At 69.2% G+C, this 19002-nt stretch carries 15 protein-coding genes and 10 tRNA genes; 16 read left to right on the top strand and 9 right to left on the bottom strand.

Translation table 11 applies throughout. The features are described 5' to 3' along the window. Positions 1–30 precede the first annotated feature (30 nt). The 5 genes from ACGFI6_RS13150 to ACGFI6_RS13130 are packed head-to-tail and all read right to left on the bottom strand — an operon-like array spanning position 31 to position 5866. Entirely contained in the window at positions 31–1527 is a 1497-nt protein-coding gene (locus tag ACGFI6_RS13150) for a serine hydrolase domain-containing protein (RefSeq protein WP_393117964.1), read from the bottom strand. Continuing rightward, positions 1514–2650, bottom strand: coding sequence for a diaminopropionate ammonia-lyase (locus tag ACGFI6_RS13145; RefSeq protein ID WP_393117962.1), 1137 nt, complete (start codon positions 2648–2650; stop codon positions 1514–1516). Before ACGFI6_RS13145 ends, ACGFI6_RS13150 begins: the two co-directional genes overlap by 14 nt. Then, complete coding sequence (locus ACGFI6_RS13140) at positions 2647–3456, bottom strand: HpcH/HpaI aldolase/citrate lyase family protein (protein WP_393117960.1); 810 nt, start codon at positions 3454–3456, stop codon at positions 2647–2649. The genes ACGFI6_RS13145 and ACGFI6_RS13140 overlap by 4 nt, the downstream gene beginning before the upstream one ends. After that, positions 3453–4424, bottom strand: coding sequence for a MaoC family dehydratase (locus ACGFI6_RS13135; RefSeq protein ID WP_393117958.1), 972 nt, complete (start codon positions 4422–4424; stop codon positions 3453–3455). The genes ACGFI6_RS13140 and ACGFI6_RS13135 overlap by 4 nt, the downstream gene beginning before the upstream one ends. Beyond that, on the bottom strand, positions 4421–5866 hold the full coding sequence (locus ACGFI6_RS13130) for a leucyl aminopeptidase family protein (protein WP_393117956.1): 1446 nt from the start codon (positions 5864–5866) through the stop codon (positions 4421–4423). The genes ACGFI6_RS13135 and ACGFI6_RS13130 overlap by 4 nt, the downstream gene beginning before the upstream one ends. Before the next feature lie 76 nt (positions 5867–5942). Between ACGFI6_RS13130 and ACGFI6_RS13125 the strand changes: the two genes are divergently transcribed. The 3 genes from ACGFI6_RS13125 to ACGFI6_RS13115 are packed head-to-tail and all read left to right on the top strand — an operon-like array spanning position 5943 to position 9318. Continuing rightward, positions 5943–7199, top strand: a complete 1257-nt coding sequence (locus tag ACGFI6_RS13125; RefSeq protein WP_393117954.1) for a M20/M25/M40 family metallo-hydrolase — start codon at positions 5943–5945, stop codon at positions 7197–7199. Continuing rightward, positions 7196–8008 carry a GNAT family N-acetyltransferase gene (locus ACGFI6_RS13120; RefSeq protein ID WP_393117952.1) on the top strand — a complete coding sequence of 271 codons (813 nt, stop codon included), beginning with the start codon at positions 7196–7198 and terminating at the stop codon, positions 8006–8008. The genes ACGFI6_RS13125 and ACGFI6_RS13120 overlap by 4 nt, the downstream gene beginning before the upstream one ends. Next, positions 8005–9318, top strand: coding sequence for a M20/M25/M40 family metallo-hydrolase (locus ACGFI6_RS13115; protein ID WP_393117950.1), 1314 nt, complete (start codon positions 8005–8007; stop codon positions 9316–9318). Before ACGFI6_RS13120 ends, ACGFI6_RS13115 begins: the two co-directional genes overlap by 4 nt. An 8-nt stretch (positions 9319–9326) precedes the next feature. Here the strand turns inward: ACGFI6_RS13115 and ACGFI6_RS13110 are convergent, their stop codons facing one another. Continuing rightward, positions 9327–9908 (bottom strand): GNAT family N-acetyltransferase, encoded by a 582-nt coding sequence (locus ACGFI6_RS13110; protein ID WP_393117948.1) that lies wholly within the window; start codon positions 9906–9908, stop codon positions 9327–9329. Between the two features lie 123 nt (positions 9909–10031). Here ACGFI6_RS13110 and ACGFI6_RS13105 point away from each other — a divergent pair, with 123 nt between their 5' ends. Continuing rightward, the gene (locus ACGFI6_RS13105; protein ID WP_393117946.1) at positions 10032–10400 is read left to right on the top strand and encodes a YciI family protein; all 369 of its coding nucleotides are present in this window, start codon (positions 10032–10034) and stop codon (positions 10398–10400) included. Here the strand turns inward: ACGFI6_RS13105 and ACGFI6_RS13100 are convergent. After that, positions 10372–10935, bottom strand: coding sequence for a DinB family protein (locus ACGFI6_RS13100; protein ID WP_393117944.1), 564 nt, complete (start codon positions 10933–10935; stop codon positions 10372–10374). The two genes, ACGFI6_RS13105 and ACGFI6_RS13100, sit on opposite strands and share 29 nt — an antisense overlap. Positions 10936–11249: 314 nt before the next feature. Here ACGFI6_RS13100 and ACGFI6_RS13095 point away from each other — a divergent pair, with 314 nt between their 5' ends. After that, a complete protein-coding gene (locus tag ACGFI6_RS13095; RefSeq protein ID WP_393117942.1) occupies positions 11250–13997 on the top strand; it encodes a glycosyltransferase in 2748 nt (915 codons plus the stop codon). A 58-nt stretch (positions 13998–14055) separates the two neighbouring features. Here ACGFI6_RS13095 and ACGFI6_RS13090 read toward each other — a convergent pair whose 3' ends face one another. Continuing rightward, positions 14056–14544: a GNAT family N-acetyltransferase gene (locus tag ACGFI6_RS13090; RefSeq protein ID WP_393117940.1), complete on the bottom strand. Its 489-nt coding sequence runs from the start codon at positions 14542–14544 to the stop codon at positions 14056–14058. 141 nt (positions 14545–14685) lie between these two features. Further along, positions 14686–14761, bottom strand: a tRNA-Thr gene (locus ACGFI6_RS13085). A gap of 1188 nt (positions 14762–15949) precedes the next feature. Here ACGFI6_RS13085 and ACGFI6_RS13080 point away from each other — a divergent pair. The 11 genes from ACGFI6_RS13080 to ACGFI6_RS13030 all read left to right on the top strand — a co-directional run bounded on the left by ACGFI6_RS13080 (position 15950) and on the right by ACGFI6_RS13030 (position 18848). After that, positions 15950–16025 (top strand) — tRNA-Pro (locus ACGFI6_RS13080). A 91-nt stretch (positions 16026–16116) separates the two neighbouring features. After that, positions 16117–16190: transfer RNA gene (locus tag ACGFI6_RS13075), tRNA-Arg, on the top strand. A 2-nt stretch (positions 16191–16192) separates the two neighbouring features. After that, positions 16193–16266: transfer RNA gene (locus ACGFI6_RS13070), tRNA-His, on the top strand. A gap of 40 nt (positions 16267–16306) precedes the next feature. Further along, positions 16307–16380, top strand: a tRNA-Leu gene (locus ACGFI6_RS13065). Positions 16381–16453: 73 nt separating this feature from the next. Then, on the top strand, positions 16454–16900 hold the full coding sequence (locus tag ACGFI6_RS13060) for an HNH endonuclease (RefSeq protein ID WP_393117938.1): 447 nt from the start codon (positions 16454–16456) through the stop codon (positions 16898–16900). A 34-nt stretch (positions 16901–16934) separates the two neighbouring features. Next, positions 16935–17007: transfer RNA gene (locus tag ACGFI6_RS13055), tRNA-Gln, on the top strand. A gap of 26 nt (positions 17008–17033) precedes the next feature. Then, positions 17034–17126 (top strand) — tRNA-Ser (locus ACGFI6_RS13050). An 82-nt stretch (positions 17127–17208) separates the two neighbouring features. Then, complete coding sequence (locus ACGFI6_RS13045) at positions 17209–18354, top strand: RtcB family protein (RefSeq protein ID WP_393118122.1); 1146 nt, start codon at positions 17209–17211, stop codon at positions 18352–18354. A gap of 202 nt (positions 18355–18556) precedes the next feature. After that, positions 18557–18646: transfer RNA gene (locus tag ACGFI6_RS13040), tRNA-Ser, on the top strand. A 34-nt stretch (positions 18647–18680) separates the two neighbouring features. Further along, positions 18681–18753: transfer RNA gene (locus ACGFI6_RS13035), tRNA-Glu, on the top strand. Positions 18754–18764: 11 nt separating this feature from the next. Beyond that, positions 18765–18848, top strand: a tRNA-Tyr gene (locus ACGFI6_RS13030). Positions 18849–19002: the final 154 nt, after the last annotated feature.

Raw genomic sequence — 19002 nt, 5'->3', positions numbered from 1 at the left:
GAATCCGGCCCGGAACCGTTGGCGTCCTGCTCAAGCCTGTCGATCGAGCGGGATGTTCGCGTAGCTGACGCCGCTCGGGCCGATGCTCAGGATCTCGCCGGTCGCGGACAGGTAGCGGCCGTCGCCGAGCGACTCGAGTTGCAGGCTCAGGGCGTTGTCCAGCGATCCACCCCGGGCCACATCGAGCCAGGCGCGCTCGCCGTCCTGACGCAGCCGGTACGGCGAGACCGGCACGCCCTGCACGGTCGAGAAGTACGTGCCGCAACTCGCCTCGGGGAGCCGGGCCGGTGCTACGTCCGGCACGAAGGTCCGGTAGTACACATCTCCGCTGAACTCGTTCACCAGGTATCGCGGGTGTCCGGCGGGATCCTCGAGCACCAACGGCTCCGGGCCGTCCTGCAGGGTCAGCTCGATCACGTCGCCGAGCCGGCCGAGGTACGTACCGACTAGCGCGGGATCGCTCACGGTCGTCGAGGGCAGCGGGCGGACCGGGCCGGGCTCGCCGTCTGCCTCGGAGCGGCCCGCGCAGGTGCGGACGACGTACGCCGCCAGCTCGTTCTGCAGGTCGTGATCCACCGAGTTGGACAAGATGACGCCGCCCGCGCCGAGCTCGGGCATCCAGAACAGCTGGCTGAGGAAGCCGAATCCGGCACCGCCGTGGTGATGCACCGACACTTCGCCGTCCCACTGATCGACGTACAGGCAGAGGCCGTATCCGGTGCGCTGGCCGGCAGTGAGCTTGGGGAACTCGGTCAGGCGCTCGTCCTCGTTGCCGAGCTGGAAGCCGAGGAAGCTCAGGGCGTCGTCGACACAGGTGTACAGGCCGCCGGACGGCACCATCGGGATCACCTCGGGAGGATGCGTACCGGCCGTGGTCAGCCGGGCCCAATGACCTCGCGCCCGATCGTCGTCGGCCGACCAGACGTGGCTGTCGAAAGTCGAGCGGCTCATGCCCAGCGGTGCGAAGAGCTCCGCGGCGGCGAAGTCCGGGAACGCCTGGCCGCTGACGTTCTGGATCAGCTGACCGGCGAGGTCCACGCCGAGGTTCGAGTACTCGTGGTGGCTGCCGGTCCGGAACCGCAACTCCGTCTCGGAGATGCTGCGCACATGCTCGGCGAAGTCTTCGCCCGGTACGTAGTTGGAACCGATCGGTGCCTCATGGGTGAAGCCGGCAGTGTGGTCGAGCAGCCGACGCAGCGTGATCCCGGCGACCGGGTCGGCCTCGAACGTGCTCCCGACCGTGAAGGCCGGCAAGTACGTCGAGATCGGCGCGTCCAAGTCGAGCAGACCCTGCCGGACGGCGATCAAGGCAGTCGTCGCGGTCACGAGCTTGGACGTCGACTGGACGCTGAACATCGTGGTCGTGCGGATCGGCTGGCCGCCCGCCGCCGTCACGCCGTACGTTCCCGTCCAGCGGTTCCCGTCTCGATCACAAAGGCCGACAGCCATCCCGGGTACGTCGGTGTGCGGCAGCCGCTCGGCGAGGAACCGGTCGGCAGCCGCGCCGATCTCGTCAACGCTCGTCATCAGCCACTCCCGTCTCCGGCGGCGCCGTCACGCCTTCGGTGTTGAACAGCACGACGGTCGCCCCCGGCCGCAGGAGCGAACCCGACCGGGTATCGAGCCGAAGTCGGCGCAGCCCGGCGAGACTGGCGGCACCGCTCTCGCTGCAGTTGATCCCGTGCGACGCGAGATCGCGCACCGCGGCGTGCGCCTCGCGATCCGAGACCCGGACCGCGGCCCGGACGGCCCGCTGCAGGATCGGCCACGCGTCGGCCGACACCTCGCCACAGTTCAGCCCGGCCATCGACGACCGATGCGGACCCGGCACGACGACCGGCGCGGCGGCAGCAAGTGATTGCCACAGGCAATCAGCGGCCGTCGGCTCGGCCGTCACGATGTGACACGAGGCCTGGTGCAGATTGCCGGCGGCCGCCGACGCGAAGGATCCGACACCGACCGGCACGACGGCCACGTCGATCGCGGATCCCTCCGCGCCCAGGGCCGCGTCGACCTGCTCGCGCGCCTCGACGAAGATGGTGGAGTAGCCGTCCACAACGGCCCGCGGGATGACCGAGTAGCCCGGCCAGGACGTGTCGGCCACGACAATCGTCCCGGCACCGTCGAGCTCCGCGGCACGCCGGACTGCTTCGTCGTACGTCCCGTCGATCACGACCACCTCGGCGCCTTCACCCTCGATGGCTCGCGCGCGCTCCGGAGCCATGTCGGCCGGTACCAGGATGCGGCTGCGCAACCCGAGAACCCTGGCCAGGAAGGCGACTGCGCGGCCGTGGTTCCCATCGGTTGCCGTGAGCAACTCGAGGTCCGGCCGTGCACGGCACGCCTTCCGCAGCTCCTCGAACGTGGCGAACGGTGGTGCGCCGAACTCGCGCGCGAGGGCCACGTTCACCGCCCAGCTCGCGCCCATGACCTTGAACGACGGCAGCCCCAGCCGGTCGGCCTCGTGCTTGACGAAGACGTGGGCGACACCCGCCTGCTCAGCCAGCTGTGGCACCTCGATCAGCGGCGATCTCCGGAACGCCGGTATCGAACGATGGAAGGCGGCGATCTCCGGGGCGGGCGGGCCACTCGGATCCGTTGGTGGCACCCACGCCGGGTTCCACAACACATCGTCTTCCAGATGACTCATCGGGACTCGTCCTCCTGTTCTGCCCCGGCCGCGGCCAGGATCTGCCGCGCCCGGGCAACGACCGGCGCATCCACCATCACACCGCCGACCGCGACGGCACCGCCCGCCCCGGCTCCGGCCAGTGTCCTCCGGGCTCGTTCCACCGCCTCGGGTTCCGGCCGGAAGCCACGCTCGATCGCAGCGATCTGGTCCGGATGGATCGCGAGCTTGCCCCCGAAGCCGGACCGGCGCGCCTTCCGCGCATCAGCCTCGGCCGTGACGGGATCCGCGAAGTCGAGGGTCACGCCATCGATCGGTGCCGGCCGGCCCGTGGCGCGGGACGCGATCACCAGCCGTGCGCGCACATGGTCCAGCAGGGCGGCATCGTGGTCGACACCGAGGTCCGCGGCGAGGTCGACCGTTCCGAGGATCGCCGTGGCGACCGGCGGATGACACAGAATCGACTCCAAGTGCTCGGTTCCGGCCGCCGACTCGATGATCGGCGCGACGGCAGCCGACGTACCGTCGAGCGCGTCCAGGTCCGCGGCCTTCTCGACCTTCGGCAGAACCCAGCCCGCAAGACCTACGGCTCCGGACAGCGCGGCGATGTCCTGCTCGTGCCAGGGCGTCCCGGCGCCGTTGATCCGGACCCAGGCCGAGCCCTCGGCCTCCAGCCAGGAGCGGATGTTCTCCCGCGCCTCGCCCTTCTGATCGTCCGGTACGCCGTCCTCGAGGTCGCAGATGACCACCGCGGCGCCGGACGCTCGTGCCCGTTCGAAGCGGCTCGGTCGATGCCCCGGGACGAACAGCCAGCAATGCCCGCTCATACGATCAGCGCCCCGAATCGCCAGTCCAGAACAGGCCGATCAGGGTCAGCCGTGACGACCACCCTCAGCGCGGCGAGCCGCCCGCCGTTCGGTTGCAGTTGCACGTCCTCGATCAGGACTCGGGATCGGATCGTATCGCCTTCGTGCACAGGGCCGGTGTGCTCACACGAGAACCACTCGGTGACAGCGATCAGGCCCGGTAGCAGACGGCAGGCCTGGCTCAGTGCCAGACCGATCGTGTGCCCGCCGTAGACCAGTCGTTGCCCGCCCGCGGCTTCCTGGTCGTGATGTACGGCGGCCACGTTGAGCGTGAGCCTGGCGAGCTCGGGCGCACTGCTCACCACATCACCGACGGGCGCGACCAACTCCAACCCAGGGCGTAGGTCGGCGCCGTCGGAAATGTGGCGCGCCGCATCGAGGGACCAGTTGGCCGCCCAGTCGGGCAGCTGCGGCGTGGTGCTCTGACCCACAGGAGCTTCGAGAAGTTCGGGAGGGCCGGACGGTTCGGCGGAGCCGGATCGATCGCGCAGCGGCAGTAGCGCACACCGGCCGAAATCGAGCACGGTGCCACCGCGCTGATCCACGGTTCGGATCCGCAGCGCGGCCAGACCGCGGCGGGGCCGGCCCTCGCGAACGGTCGCCATCCGCGTCGCCAGTACCGTCGTCGTGGTGTTCAGGGTGTCGCCGATCGCGACCGGCTGCCCGAGCCGCAGATCCCGGTAGAACAGGTTCGCCACCACGTGCCGGGTGACGACGCTCGACTGGCCGATCGCGAGGTTCCACACGAGCGCCGGGTGGACCAGCCCGCGCCGGCCGGTCACGGCGTACGCAAGCTCGTCGTCGAGCGACAGCGGCATCCGGTCCGCCAGGATCGAGCGGTGCACGGCCTGCATCCCGTGGTCGATCGTCACCGCGGGCGCGTGGAACTCCGCTCCCGCGTGCAGGTCCTCGAAGTACGGTCCACTCATACTGTTCGCCCGATCGCGTTGAGGAAGTAGCGGGTGAGGGTACGGGCGCCGCGGCCGTTCGCGCCGGCGGTGGTGCACTCGTCGTCGCCCGGCTTCATCACGGTGAGCCCCAGGTCGATATGTGCCCACGGGACCTCGCCGACGAACTCCCGCAGGTAGAGCGCGGCCGTGATGGCGCCGTACAGCTGCGTCGCGCCGGAGTCGAAGTTCCGCAGATCGGCGACGTTCGAGCGCAGACCCGCCCGGTACGGCTCCCAGAGCGGCATCCGCCAGCCAGGTTCGCCGGCTTGCGCGCCGGCCGCGACCAGACCGTCGACGAGATCGTCGTCGGTAGCGAACCCGGCCCAGATGTCCGGCCCGAGCCCGCTGGTCGAGCTGAGCGTCGCGAGGTCGATCACCGCATCCGGGCCGGCCTCCAACGCGTAGGCGAGCGCGTCGGCCACCACGAGCCGGCCCTCGCAGTCGGCGTCGGTGACCTCGACGGTACGGCCGCCGCGATGAGTCAGTACGTCGCCGATCCGGACCGCTCCCGGGCCCGGCAGGTTCTCGGCACAGGCCAGGTACGCCCGCAGCGGGATTGCCGCCTGCAACCGGGACAGCGCCACGAACGCCCCGATCACGGCACCCGCGGCGGCCATGTCGGCCTTCATCGTGAGCATCTCGCGCGTGCTCTTGAGCGACAGACCGCCCGCGTCGAAAGTGATGCCCTTGGCAACGATCGCGGTATGCCTCGCCCCGGCGTCCCCGAGCCGCAGCTCGATCAGTACGGGTGGTTGCGGGCTTCCGGCACCGACGCCGACGAGACCTCCGAAACCACCGTCCAGCAGGACATCTTGCTCCAGCACGCGCACGTCGAAGCCGTACGTTGCCCCGAGTTGCCGGCAGGTCTCGGCCAGCGCGGCAGGGGTCAACTGCCCCGGCGGAGTGTCGATCAGTTCGCGAGCGAGGTTGGTGGACTCGCCGAGCGCCACGCCGGCCCGGACCGCGTCGGCGTCCGGTCCTGCGAACCGGACCAGCTCGTCGCCCGGCGGATCGCCGTAGCGGTAACCGCCCAGGATCCAGCCCTCGACGAGTGCGGTGGACTGCTCGGTCGTGAACCCGAGCTGCCACGGAAGGCAGACAGTCGCCGATTCGCTCCGCCACCAGGCCGATCCGGCCACCATCCCGGCCCTGCGGGCGGCATCTGTCGTACGCCGGTCTGCGTCGTCCCAGCGCACCACCAGAAGCTCGGCGCCGTCCAGGCACGGCACCGTGACGGTCGAGCGGCCGGTGGGGAAGCGCACCCGGCCTACCGTCTGCTTGATCGACGACCACCCGGGACCGAGCTCGGTCCCCGGCGGCACGATCAGCGCGCCGTCCGGACCGGCGGCGACGACGAGTGGCCCGATGTCCGCGGAGACGGGAGCCTCCGGACCTACCACGACCGCTGCGAATCGAGCCATGGGCTTCTCCCCTACCTGTCCAGGACAGGCCCGACGTTAGTCACCGGCGTCACGGCCTGACCGGTGCCGCGCCCCCATGTTCCGGCGTGCATTTCATCCGCCGCCACAAGCATCCGGCGTTCCGCGGGCGGCAGCCTTGCTGCACGCACCGCAGTTCACCGAAGGGATCGCGATGGAAACCCCCGGCGGCTTGGCTGTGTCACCCGAGCTCCTGCAGTACTGCGAGCAACAGGTGGACGCCGTGATCCGTACCGCGGAACAACTGATCCGCTCTGAGTCGCCGTCCGCGGACCAGCAGGCGATCGCGCGGAGCGCGGAGCTCGTGCACCGGATCGGCTCCGACCTGATGGGGGCGCCGGGCGTGATCCACGAGGTCGACGGCTGCTCCAACGTCAGTTGGACCTTCGGAGCAGGGACTCGCGGATCCGTACTGGTGCTCGGGCATCACGACACGGTCTGGCCGCACGGGACGATCGGCCGGATCCCGTTCGCGGCGACACCGACCGTCCGCGGTCCAGGCTGCCTGGACATGAAGGTCGGCGTCGCGATCGCCTTCCACGCCGTCGCGATGCTCCGGCCCGCGGACGGGATCGAGGTCCTGATCACCGGCGACGAGGAGCTCGGCTCGCCGTCGTCGCGCGCGCTGATCGCTGACCGTGCGGCGCGCGCCACGGCCGCTCTGGTGTTCGAGTCGGGCGCCGACGACGGCTCGCTCAAGACGGCGCGGAAGGGCCGCTCGCAGTACCGGCTGGTCTTCCGCGGCCGCGGCGCGCACGCCGGCCTGGAACCCGAGCGCGGCGCGAACGCCCTCGTCGAGCTCAGCGCGGCCGTCCTGGCGATCGAGGCCCTCGGCAACCAAACCGGCGGTACGACGGTCGTGCCGAGCGTCGCGACCGCGGGCACGACGGTCAACACCGTGCCGGACCACGCCGAACTGCAGGTCGACGTCCGCTCCGACCACCTCGCCGAACTCGAACGCGTCGACCGGGAGATCCGGCGCGTCGGCGGCCGGGTTCCCGGAACCGAGATCGTCGTGCACGGCGGGATCGACAGGCCGCCGCTCACCGAAGACATGAGCGCGCCGTTGCTGAGCCGGGCCCGGTCGATCTGGCGTGCGCTCGGGCTCGGTGAGCTCGGCGGCGCCCGGGTCGGTGGCGGCTCGGACGGCAACCTGACCGCGAGCGCCGGCGTCCCGACCCTCGACGGCTTGGGCGCTGTCGGTGCAGGCCCGCATGCCGATCACGAGTACGTCGATCGCGCGCAGTTGGCCGGCCGTCTGGCGCTGGCGGTTTCGTTGCTCGCCGAGTTGACCGGTACCGAGGTGACCACGTGAGCGTGCGTCGTACCGCTCGATCGGTCGCCGCGCCGGTAACGGTCCGGGAGCTGAGGAACGTCGACGAGTTCCGTGCCGCGAGCGAGCTGCTCGCGGCGGTGTGGGAGCAGGATCCGGGGTCGCGGCAGGTCACGGTCTCGCTGCTGCGGGCACTCTCGATGACCGACAACTACGTCGCGGCGGCGTACGACGGCGAGCAGATGGTCGGGGCCTCGGTCGGGTTCCGGATCGGTGACCGCAACGGCCTGCACAGTCACATCACCGGGGTCGACCGGCGATCCCAGGCGCGCAACATCGGGTTCACGCTCAAGTCGCATCAACGTGACTGGGCGGCGGACCGCGGGATCGACGTGATCACCTGGACCTTCGATCCGCTCGTCCGCCGGAACGCGCACTTCGGGCTGGTCAAGCTCGGCGCCCGCGCGACGGCGTTCCTCCGCAACGTGTACGGGCCGATGGACGACGCGCTCAACAACGGCGACGAGAGCGATCGCCTGGTGCTCGAGTGGAGCGTGCGGCCGCGCACCGGCGTACCGGAGGCTGGTCTTGACGACGATCCGCCGCCGCTGATCTTGGTCGACGCGGACGGGCGACCGGCGGCGCGCGGCTGGGCCGGCGGACCCGCGAGCGTTCTGCTGCCGAGCGACATCGAGCGTCTGCGGGTCCACGAACCCGCACTGGCCAAAGCCTGGCGGACCGCGGTCCGGTCGGTGCTCGAACCCGCTCTGTCGTCGGGCGCCGAGATCGTCGCCTTCGACCGTGAGCACGGCTATGTACTGCAACCCGCAACCGGCAGAGGTGGAGCATGAAGCACGACGTCGTCTCGATCTGCGCAGACCTGATCCGGATCGACACCAGCAACTTCGGGCAGGCCGGCAGCAAGGGCGAACGCGCCGCGGCCGACTACATCGCGGAGCTGCTGACCACGGCCGGGTACGCGTTCGAGCTCCTGGAGTCCGAGCCGTCGCGGGCCAACCTGGTGCTGCGCGTCCCGGGCCGCGATCGGGACCTCCCCGCGCTGCTCGTGCACGGTCATCTGGACGTCGTACCGGCGGATCCCGAGCAGTGGTCCGTGCCTGCGTTCGGCGGCGACGTCGCCGACGGGTACCTGTGGGGCCGCGGGGCGAGCGACATGAAGGACATGGTCGCGATGATGGTGGCGACGCTGCTCGACTGGGCGGACCGCTCGTACCGGCCACGGCGGGACATCGTGTTCGCGTTCGTGGCCGACGAGGAGGAGGACGGCGCACTCGGCGCGGAATGGCTGGTGCGCAACCACCCGGCGCTGTTCGACGGCGTACAGGTCGCGATCGGCGAGGCCGGCGGATTCGGCGTCGAGGCGGCGGCGGCCGACGGTTCGGTACGCCGCATCTACCCGGTCGCGGTCGCCGAACGCGGCTCGATGCACATGCGGGTGATCGCGTCCGGGACCGCCGGGCACGGCTCGCGACCGAACCCCGACAACCCGGTCGTACATCTGGTCGAGGCGTTCGCGCGGATCGCTGCGCATCGGTGGCCTTTGACGCTGACACCGGCGACGCGCCGGTTCCTCGAGCTGACGACCGCCGCGCTCGGCCATCGGATCGACCTCGGCACCGAGGAGGGCGTGGCCAAGGCCGTCGAGGTGCTCGGTCCGCTCCAGGACTTCGTCGTCCCGTCGCTGCGCCCGTCGACGTCGCTCACCGTGCTCGACGCCGGGTACAAGTTCAACGTGATCCCCAGTTCAGCCGGCGGGCAGCTCGACGTCCGATCGCTGCCGGGCACGCACGCCGAGCAGCTGGCGATCATCGACGACCTGCTCGGCCACCAGGTACGCCGTGAGCTGCTGTCCGACCGTCCCGCGATCGCCGCACCCGACTCGGGCCAGTGGTTCGACGCGATGGCCGCCGCGATCCGTGCGGTCGACCCCGACGCGGTCGTGGTGCCGTACTGCATGGGCGGCGGGACCGACGCGAAGCCGTTCGCCGAACTCGGGATCGCCGGCTACGGCTTCTCGCCGCGCGGCATCGACCCGGACGGCCGGACCGACCAGGGCATGCACGGCGTCGACGAACGCCTCCCGGTCAGCTCGCTGCGCACCGGACTGACCATGCTTCAAACCTTCCTCACCACGGTCTGACTCGGATCTCACGCCCCGCCTGGCCGCTCCTGGTCGCTGAGCACCAGGCGGACGACGACGTTGCGTTTGGCGGTGGTGCGGGCTTCGGCGTACGGCGTGAAGCCGGCCGCGAGGAACGTACTGAGGACGCCGCGGCCCGGATCGCCCGGCATGGTCTTCACGGGGTAGGCCTCGACGATCCGCGCGCCGGCGTTCCGCGCGTAGTCGACGGCGGCGTCGATCATCGGCGCGGTCAGGCCCTGGCCGCGGTACCCGCTCTTCACGAACAGGCAGTTGATCGCCCAGATCGAGTCGTCGCCGGGGTCGTCGATCGGCAGCGTCCGCGAGCGGACGATCGCGGCGTACTCGGTCCGCGGTGCGACGGCGCACCAGGCGGCGGGGCGCTCCTCGACGTACCCGATCACGCCGACCGGGAGGCCCGCCGTGACGAATCCTTCCAGGGCGGCGCGGTTCTCGGCGCTGCCGTTCGCGGCGACGGTCGCGGCGGGCAGCCGGCGGGCCATGCACCAGCAGCCGCGGGTCCCACCGCTGGGTCCGAACAACTCGACGAGGTCGTCCCAACGCGCCAGATCGACCGGATGTGCCTCCATTGACGCATTCAAGCAGGCCGTACGGACAGAATTGGCCGGGACCGCTGTCGGATCCGGGGTCCGGCGTTCGTTGCGGGGGTGAGTGGTGGCCGCTCGAGGGCCGCCGGGACAAGGAGTGATGAGATGGCGCGGTACCTGATCTCGTTCGAGAAGGGCGCGATGGACCACATCCCCGACGGGGACTGGGGCGAGGTGGGCAAGGCGGCGCACGCGGTCTGCCAGGAGGCCGCGGACGCCGGCGTGTTCGTGTTCGGCGGCGGGTTCCTCTACGACTCCACCGACGGCAACGACGTCGAGCATGCTGTGGTCGGCATCGACGGGATCGTGATGGACGGGCCGTTCCCGGAGAGCAAGGAACTGATCGGCGGCGTCACCATCGTCGACGTACCGACCCGTGCGGACGCCATGTTCTGGGCGGCGAAGGTCGCGGTGGCGTGCCGGTGCGCGCAGGACGTCCGGAAGTTCATGGACGACCCGGACCTGGTCGAGTGAAGCGCAGGTAGAGGTCGCGCAGCAGGCAGATCTCGGCGCCGTGGTGGACGAGCTCGACGTTCGAGTACATGATCGCCCGCGCCATCGGTGCGTCGGCGAATGCGGGCGGAGACCCCTGCGGGCGGATCAGGCCGTCCTCACCGAGGCTCCGTACGCCGTCGATCCACCGGCCGTAATAGTCGTCGAGCTGCGCCAGCGCTCCGTCGGCGGTCCCCGCGTACTCGAACGTCGCGAGGTCCGCGGGCGGACCGCCGAACCGCCGCGCGCACGACTGCGCGAGGCTCGACGACAGGTGCCCGAGCCGCCACGCGATCGTGGTCACCGGTTCCGGATCTTCACGGTCTCCGTAATCCCAGGTGAATTCGCCCGCGCCGAACGACAGCGGCGCCTTGCTCTCCCCGCGGCGAGCGACCGTCCAGCACCCATCCACCGGCTGCCAGAAGTACTCGTCGTCGGTGAGACCCTCGAGCCTCGGGCGGAGACGTGCGTGCCAGTGCGTCTCGATCTGCTCGACCACTTCGCCGTTCCAGTCCATCGCTGGAGGCTAGCGCCTCGGCCCTCTGAAGCGTGGGGGCACCAACAATGGCTTGGCGTCTGGACCAGTTCTCAGATTCCGGTATAGTGCGCAAATCGGTTCGCGGGTCGACGCTGACGCCAACGCTTCGATCGTTCTCGAAACCCGGGGGTTTCGCGAGCAACCTTTTACCGCGTTCGCGACATCTATATGTATAGAAGCGGTCTAGCCCTTATTTGCGGGCCGGGCCGGCGACCTGTTAAGGGGCCTGGGGGCACACCGTGGATGGGGAGACAGTTGAGCGCCGGGACGACCTCCCGCCGCCTCGGGCAGGCATGCCGCGACGGCCGGACGCACCGGTCCGGCTACTCGTGGGTCCGGCCAACTTTGCGGGTCAGGGCACCCGATGGGTGCGTGCCCTCGAGCAGCGCGTGCCCAGTACGAAGGCGACCTCGTTCGCCTTCTTCAAAGGCGTTCTCGACTACCCCGTCGACTACGGCGTGCCGGCACGTACGTACCGGCGCAACCACCGCTGGCGGCTGAACTTCTACAACCACGTCATCGGAAACTACACGCACGTACTGCTCGAAGCAGCCCGCCCGATCTTCGGCCCGTTGCACGGACCCGACGGGTCGTACGAGATCCCGCACCTGCTCACCAAGGGCCTGCAGGTCGCGCTGATCGCCCACGGATCCGACGTACGGATCCCCAGCCGCCATGCCGAGACCGAGCCGTGGTCGCCGTTCCCCGATCTGGACGACGAGACCGTCGACCTGCTCGAGCGCAACGCCACCCGCGGCGCGGAGCTCTTCACGACGTACCCGGGCCGCGTCTACGTCTCCACCCCCGACCTGTTCGACTACGTCCCGAACGCCGTGTGGTGCCCGGTGATCGTCGACGTCGACATGTGGCGCAGCGACGCGCCGGTCCTCGAGCACAAGGTGCCGGTGGTGGCGCACGCGCCGAGCAAGTCGGCGATGAAGGGCTCCGAGCTGATCGACCCGATCATGCAGCGGCTGGCCGACCGGGGCCTGATCACGTACCGCCGCGTCGAAGGCGTCGACCCGGCGGACATGCCGGCCGTCTACCGCGACGCGGACATCGTGCTCGACCAGTTCCGGATCGGCAGCTACGGCGTCGCCGCGTGCGAGGCGATGGCGGCCGGCCGGATCGTGGTCGGGCACATCGCGGAGCACGTCCGCGCCCGCGTCGCCGCCGACACCGGACTCGAGCTGCCGCTCGTCGATGCGACGCCCGAGACCGTCGAGCAGGTCGTCCTCGACCTCATCGCGAACCCGGACAAGGGCCGCGCGATCGCTGCCCGCGGGCCCGACTTCGTGGAGCGGGTGCACGACGGTCGCTGGTCGGCCGAGGCGCTGGCGCCGTTCGTGGAGGAGCCGAGCAAGGTTCCCGTCAACTGGAAGCCGTCATGGATCCGGCCGAAGGTCGTGATGATGGCCGGCAACGAGATCGTGGTCGACTCGCGCGTTCTCAAGTACGCGCAGACCGTGGCCAACTGGGATCTCGACGTCACGTGTATCGGTCTGCCCGGACGCCGGCTCAGGGGCGTCCGGCAGTACGGCAAGGTGCAGGTGCTGTGCCCGCCGATCCCGTCGAAGGTGTTGCTGACCGGGTGGCGCAAGCGCTGGACGAACGTCAAGACCAACCTGAAGCCGTGGTTCAGTACCGAGGCGGAGTACCTGCTGGCGTACGGCCGTTGGCAGTACGCGAGCCGCGAACTGCGCGCCGAACGCGGGCGTGATCGCCGCGATCGCGAACGCCCCGGATCGGGCCCGGCCCGGCGCTCTCTCGCCGGCCGGCTGCAGCGGGCGTGGCGTTGGCGTTCCCTACGAATGTACCGAGCCGTACTGCAGCTGCGCGCCGTTCTCCTCCGGCGGTCGAAGCCCGACGACCTCACCGACCTGGGCATCGGCAAGCGCCGCCAACGGATGCTCGCCCTGCACCGCCGTCTGCCGTCGGGCCGCTGGCGCCGGGTGATGCCCGAGGTGATCGACCAGGAGCTGACGCTCGGTCCGGTGCTCGACCGGCTGCTGATCGACGTCATCCACGTGCACGACGTGTTCATGCTCGGCATCGCTGCGCGGGCAGCACATCGGGCCGCACTCGATGGTCGCACCATCAAGATCATCTACGACGCCCACGAGTACATCCCGGGCGTACCGGTGGTCGCTCCGCGCCGCGTTGCGGCGTACAGCGATCTCGAACGCGAGTTCATCCGGGACGCCGATCGCGTCATCACCGTGTCGGAGCCGCTGGCGGGCTGGCTGCAGCGCGACCACAAGCTCGCTGAGCTGCCCGCCGTCGTACTCAACGCGCCGGTCGAGCCGCCCGAGGACGCGGAGGTCACGGGGCTACGCGAACAGCTCGGCCTGTCGGAGGACGTTCCGCTACTGGTGTACGGCGGTGGCGTCAACCGCGCCCGCGGCGTCGGGACGGTCGTCGAGGCGATGCCACAGCTGGCCGAGGTACACCTAGCGATCGTCGCCCGGGCGAACTCGGTCACCACGGAGCTGCTCGCCCGCGCGGCCGAGCTGGGCGTCGCCGATCGCGTACACCTGGCACCGTTCGTCCCGGCCGAGGTCGTACCGCTGTATCTGCGTTCGGCAAGCATCGGGCTGAGTCCGCTGCTGCACGCGCCCAACCACGACATTGCGGTCACCAACAAGTTCTGCGAGTACATCGCCGCCGGGCTGCCCATCATCACCAGCGACACTCCCGCACAGGCCGACCTGGTCGACGAGCTCGACCTCGGCGCGGTCTACCCCGCCGGCGACGTGGACGGCCTCGTCCGAGCAGTCATGGCAGTCCTCGCCGACCGCGACCGGATCGCCAAACGGATCGCCGACGACTCCGCCCTCCAGCACCGCTTCTCCTGGGCCGCCCAGGCCGAGGTCATCCGCTCCGTCTACACCGACGTCATGGGCAAACTCCCCGACGCCGCCTGGTCCCCCGGCGCCACCACCATCCGCCAACTCCTCCCCCCAGCCCCAGAACTCCCCGACACCAACTGGCGTGCCTTCCGGGAATCCCGGGGCGAGCAGTTCCACCCCACCCCCGAGTAACACCTCAACACCGCCGGCCGGCCGCATACAGAAACCGGCCGGCAGGTGCTCCTGGTCCCTAGATCAGCTCCTTGCGCATCTGGGCGCACATCGTCTCGTACCGCGTGATCGAGCCATCCGGTTCTTGCTGGTCCCAGGATTCGAGCACCTCGTCGTACGCGACATAGCCCAACCGCTCGTACAGAGCGCGGGCTCGCGGGTTACTCAACTCGACACCGATCTCGGCGCGATCAAGACCTCGCGCCAAGATCCGCTGCTCGGCAGCCCCGATGAGCACAGTCCCGATCCCACACGACTGCAACGCAGGATGCACCGACAGCTGCCACAACGAACCCGCACCAGGATGCGGCACGTAGTCGACTCCGCCAATAGCCACAGGCAGGCCAGCCCTCGTACAGACGGCAAGGTAGTCAACCTCCCCGCGACGCGCCCGATCGAGCTCCTTGGCAACCTGCGCCAGGTGCAACTCACTCCCGGCAAACCCACACGCCACCAGGTCGGCATCAACCAAATCCCTCACTGCCACCTCGAGCACGACCGCGGCCATCCTCACCACCTCCCCGCGCAGTCTCGTCCGAGCCACCAACAGAGACAACGGATTTCTACTGAGCGAGCGCCCACCTCGGCACCGAGGCTGGGAACGACGAACCCCCAGCCTCAGAGAGTGATCTCTGACCTGGGGGTCTGGTGGAGCCGCCTGTCGGAATCGAACCGACGACCTTCTCATTACGAGTGAGACGCTCTGCCGACTGAGCTAAGGCGGCGGGTGCCGAGGCAAGAGTGTAGCGGGCGGAGGGGGAGGATTCCGAATCGGTTCCGTCTGTGAGCGTACCGCCGTGGTCGGGATCACCCTCGGGGGCTGCAGGTGGACAGGAAGTGTGGGGCTGGTCGCTCGGTTGCAGGCGGGGGTGTGGGGGCCGGCGTGGGGCGAGTGGGCGTATACGGGCTCTTCGCGATTGAGGGCGTACGGGGGTCTGAAACCGGCGGGTGCCCGGCGTGGGTTGCCTCGCCACTGGCGGGTTATGTCACCACTGGCCTGCTGCTCGACGCCAGCGGTCAAACAACCCGCCAGCGGCAGCATGGGCATCTCCGTTTGGGTGGGTCACCCTTCAGATTGCCCGTCTGCCTCTTGGATCCAGCGAGGAAGGGGCAAGGGCAGTGCTTAACCAGCCAAAGACGCCTGCCCTACCCGGCCGGGGCCGGACAACCCCACGGCGTCACGGACCAGGCGCGACAATCCCACGGCACCACAGCTCGCCCGCCCCGCCGTACACCGCAGCGGTGAGCGGCGGGAGCTCGACAACCGGACAGGTAGTGCACCAGTGAGACGGTGTACACGCGGGCGCATTCACGCTCAACCGCACTACCCAGCCACCACACACCTCCTGTCCAACTGTCCACCCGGCCCCACTGCCACCCGCTACCTTCCGGTGCAGGTTCTTCGTCTGGTCGTTGCCCAGGGTGGTGGAACCGGGGGTGGGATTTGGGCGTCGTAGGGGTGCGAAATGCGAGTGGGAACAATTGGTGCGGGAAATGCGTTGACTTGGACGTAGGTGCTGGGTGACACTATTTCCCGCGAGAACAAGAACCCTGAGGAGAGATCGTGTACGGAACAGACATCCTGAACGAAGCCTGGCGGCCCGGCCGCATGGCTTTGTCGGCGTGCCTGCGATCCGTGGGCGATGAGGCCTTCTACCACCAGCTCAGCCCGTATAAGGGCGGTTCGCCTGGATGATCCCCTGACTGGGGAGACCTCCAGGAGCCGTCTGAGCCGGGTACCGGCAGCAGGCGGCTCTTTTCTTTTGCCCGCACGTCGGGCCATCGCCGGTGTGCAATGGTTGCGAACCGGATTCCAAACCCGCGTTCCGAGGGTTCGATTCCCTCCATCGGTGCTTTCCGGTATTCACGGATACCGGCACGAACAATTGACAACTGGATATCTATTGCAATAACCAGCTGTAGGCCAGTGGCCAGGCCGCCTCATTTGGGTTGAGGAGATCGGAGGTTCGAGTCCTCCCAGCTGGACCAGGCGCCCGCGGGATGCTCTGCTACCGGCCGAGCGGGCGCCGCATGCTGCCCTGCGACGGAAATCTGCGGTACATCCGGCGCAGGGCACCGAACGCCCGTGGCTCAATCGGAGAGAGCACCTGCCTACGAAGCAGGAGGTTGCAGGTTCGAGTCCTGCCGGGCGTGCTGTGTCCGAAGCGGAAGTGGGCGATGCGCCGGGATGTGGCCCCGGAGGAAGCGGGTTCGAGCCCCGCCGGACACCCTGCGGTACGACGTACTCACGCGGAGTACGCCGCACACCCGCGGCTCTGGCCCAACTGGGAGAGGCGCCTGGCTTAGAACCAGGAGGTTCAGGGTTCGAATCCCTGGGGCCGCACGAACAGACCGACACCGAGATTCGCCGACCGGCCGACCGCCCGTCGGGCACACTGGAAGGGAGGAGGAACCACATGAGCGGTGTGATCGTCCTGAACGCCTCGTACGAGCAGCTGCACGTCGTGTCGATCCCGCATGCCATCCGGATGCTCGTCCGGGAGGTCGCCGTCGTCGAGGAAGCGCACGACGGCGCCAGCATCGGACCGTTCCCTCTTCCCCGCGTGCTCCGGCTCGTCCGGTACGTCGTGATGAAGTGGCGCTACGCCTCCGGCCGACTGCAGTACACCCGGGCCGGCGTACTGAAGCGCGACAAGTACACCTGTGCGTACTGCGGCAAGCTCGGCGCGACGACCATGGATCACGTGGTTCCACGATCACGGGGTGGACGCGGCGAGTGGCTGAACGCCGTCGCCGCGCACGCCGGGTGCAACGAGAAGAAAGGCTCGCGTACGCCGGAAGAGGCCGGGATGCCGCTGTTGTGGCAACCGTGGATCCCTTCCCGCGCCGAGATAGCACTCTGACGGGACATCCACGTGGTGTCCTGGCGGAGTGCGATGCCAGGTGGGCGACGGTGACCCACCCTCGGTTCTGAGCCGAGGTCCCGCAGGTTCGAGCCCTGCCCTGGCAGCTGTACCGCCGTCGTGGTGACGGCCTGGCAGAGTAAGCCGAGTTTCGGCCTACCGGCAACCGTCTCGAAAACGGTCTGTCCCTCAACGGGGCGTCAGGGTTCAAGACCCTGCTCTGCCGCATGTACACACGATCGAAGGGGAGTGAGGAGATGAACGTGGAGCTACCGGTGGAGCTGAGTGGGGCCAAGAGCTCCACGCTCATGTGGGCCCAGGAGTACGAGGTGGACGCCAAGGCCCTGCAGCAGCTGCGGAACATCGCCGCACTGCCGTGGGTCCACGGGGTCCGGGTGATGCCGGACGTACACCTCGGCAAGGGCGCCACCGTCGGGTCCGTGATCGCCATGTACCAGGCCGTGTCGCCGGCCGCAGTCGGCGTCGACATCGGGTGCGGGATGGAAGGTGTCCTGACCTCGCTGACGGCCGCGGACCTGCCGGACGACCTGTCGGCGATCCGTTCCCGGATCGAGGCCGCCGTACCGGTCGGTTTCCGGGCGCACGAGGACGCTGTCGGCGTACGCCGGCTCGGTCTGGACCCGCGTCCGTGGGACAAGCTGTGGGGCGCTTTCACGAGTCTGCACGACGGTGTGCAGGACCGGGAACGCAAGGCCAAGCAGCAGATGGGCTCGCTGGGTGGTGGCAACCACTTCATCGAGGTATGCCTGGACGACGAGGACCGGGTCTGGCTGATGCTGCACTCCGGCAGCCGGAACATCGGCAAGGAACTCGCCGAACGACACATGCGGATCGCCCGGGACCTGCCGCACAACGCAGACCTCCCGGACCGCGATCTCGCCGTGTTCCTGTCCGGTACGCCGGAGATGGACTCGTACCGTCGCGACCTCACGTGGGCGCAGGAGTACGCCGCCCGGAACCGGGCTGTGATGCTCGCCCTCGTGATGCGGGCCGTGCGGGAGTCGTTCGAGGTCGACGTACGGTTCGAGCAGCCGATCTCGTGCCACCACAACTACGTGGCCGAGGAGCAGTTCGACGGGCTTGACCTGCTGGTGACCCGCAAGGGTGCCATCCGGGCCGGGCGTGGGGACCTCGGGCTGATTCCGGGGTCGATGGGCACCGGTTCGTACGTCGTGCGTGGGCTGGGTTCGGAGCGGTCGTTCTACTCGGCCTCACACGGGGCGGGCCGGCGGATGAGTCGCAACGAGGCGAAGCGCCGGTACACGGTCGCTGATCTGGTCGAGCAAACGGCAGGTGTCGAGTCCCGCAAGGACGCCGGCGTCGTCGACGAGATCCCGGCCGCCTACAAGGACATCGACTCGGTCATCGCCGCCCAGTCCGACCTGGTCGAGGTCGTCGCCCACCTCAAGCAGGTCATCTGCGTCAAGGGGTAAAGGCGTTCGGCGTTCGGCGTTCGGCGGACTTTCGGGGAGCTGGACGAGGTACGTCGTACGCCCGCCGCGCCCCCCTTCCTTTGCACTAAGTGTATAGGCGCGGGGTGGGTGGGCGAGGAAGTTATCCACAGCCGCCCGTCGTCCACAGGGGAGACGGCGGGCGGCGGTTGGTGACGGCCGCCCGTGCGTGCGGGCGGTGGTTGGTGGGGTCGCCTGTTGGTAGGGGCAGCGGTTTGCTAAACCGTCGGTCGGCTGGCATGTCGGCTCGTGAGTTCGAATCTCACTCTCACCGCTGGGTGGCCGGGAAGGACCGGCCACCCTGCCAGGCCCCGTTCGTCTAGCGGTCAGGACGCCTGGTTCTCAACCAGGAGATCACCGGTTCGAATCCGGTACGGGGTACGCACGATCTTGCAGGAGCGCCGTCGTGGGAGGGGCGGGGCGGGCTGTAAACCCGTTGCCTTTGGGCCTAGCAGGTTCGAATCCTGCCTTCTGCACGCAACAGCAACAACCAGGACAAAGAGAGGAGGACCGGCCGTGGCCGACCTCAGGAACAGGAAGCGAGTGCCTCGTGGCAGGACCGGTGCTCCGGTCCAGCAAGGGCACTCGATGCGACGGGTGCTGCTCGCCTGCGGGCATGAGCAGCGCGAC

The sequence above is a fragment of the Kribbella sp. NPDC048928 genome (genome assembly GCF_043197975.1).
Classification (GTDB): Bacteria; Actinomycetota; Actinomycetes; order Propionibacteriales; family Kribbellaceae; genus Kribbella.
Note: the sequence above shows the minus strand (reverse complement) of the source record. Positions and strands in the feature narration are given on the sequence as shown.

What these genes read in the sequence shown, in the direction of transcription:
- ACGFI6_RS13145 (WP_393117962.1), bottom strand. Translation starts at nt 2,650, where the DNA reads ATGAGTCATCTGGAAGACGATGTGTTGTGGAACCCGGCGTGGGTGCCA.
- ACGFI6_RS13115 (WP_393117950.1), top strand. Translation starts at nt 8,005, where the DNA reads ATGAAGCACGACGTCGTCTCGATCTGCGCAGACCTGATCCGGATCGAC.
- ACGFI6_RS13135 (WP_393117958.1), bottom strand. Translation starts at nt 4,424, where the DNA reads ATGAGTGGACCGTACTTCGAGGACCTGCACGCGGGAGCGGAGTTCCAC.
- ACGFI6_RS13060 (WP_393117938.1), top strand. Translation starts at nt 16,454, where the DNA reads ATGAGCGGTGTGATCGTCCTGAACGCCTCGTACGAGCAGCTGCACGTC.
- ACGFI6_RS13125 (WP_393117954.1), top strand. Translation starts at nt 5,943, where the DNA reads ATGTTCCGGCGTGCATTTCATCCGCCGCCACAAGCATCCGGCGTTCCG.
- ACGFI6_RS13105 (WP_393117946.1), top strand. Translation starts at nt 10,032, where the DNA reads ATGGCGCGGTACCTGATCTCGTTCGAGAAGGGCGCGATGGACCACATC.
- ACGFI6_RS13095 (WP_393117942.1), top strand. Translation starts at nt 11,250, where the DNA reads ATGCCGCGACGGCCGGACGCACCGGTCCGGCTACTCGTGGGTCCGGCC.
- ACGFI6_RS13100 (WP_393117944.1), bottom strand. Translation starts at nt 10,935, where the DNA reads ATGGACTGGAACGGCGAAGTGGTCGAGCAGATCGAGACGCACTGGCAC.
- ACGFI6_RS13045 (WP_393118122.1), top strand. Translation starts at nt 17,209, where the DNA reads ATGTGGGCCCAGGAGTACGAGGTGGACGCCAAGGCCCTGCAGCAGCTG.
- ACGFI6_RS13150 (WP_393117964.1), bottom strand. Translation starts at nt 1,527, where the DNA reads ATGACGAGCGTTGACGAGATCGGCGCGGCTGCCGACCGGTTCCTCGCC.
- ACGFI6_RS13130 (WP_393117956.1), bottom strand. Translation starts at nt 5,866, where the DNA reads ATGGCTCGATTCGCAGCGGTCGTGGTAGGTCCGGAGGCTCCCGTCTCC.
- ACGFI6_RS13110 (WP_393117948.1), bottom strand. Translation starts at nt 9,908, where the DNA reads ATGGAGGCACATCCGGTCGATCTGGCGCGTTGGGACGACCTCGTCGAG.
- ACGFI6_RS13140 (WP_393117960.1), bottom strand. Translation starts at nt 3,456, where the DNA reads ATGAGCGGGCATTGCTGGCTGTTCGTCCCGGGGCATCGACCGAGCCGC.
- ACGFI6_RS13090 (WP_393117940.1), bottom strand. Translation starts at nt 14,544, where the DNA reads ATGGCCGCGGTCGTGCTCGAGGTGGCAGTGAGGGATTTGGTTGATGCC.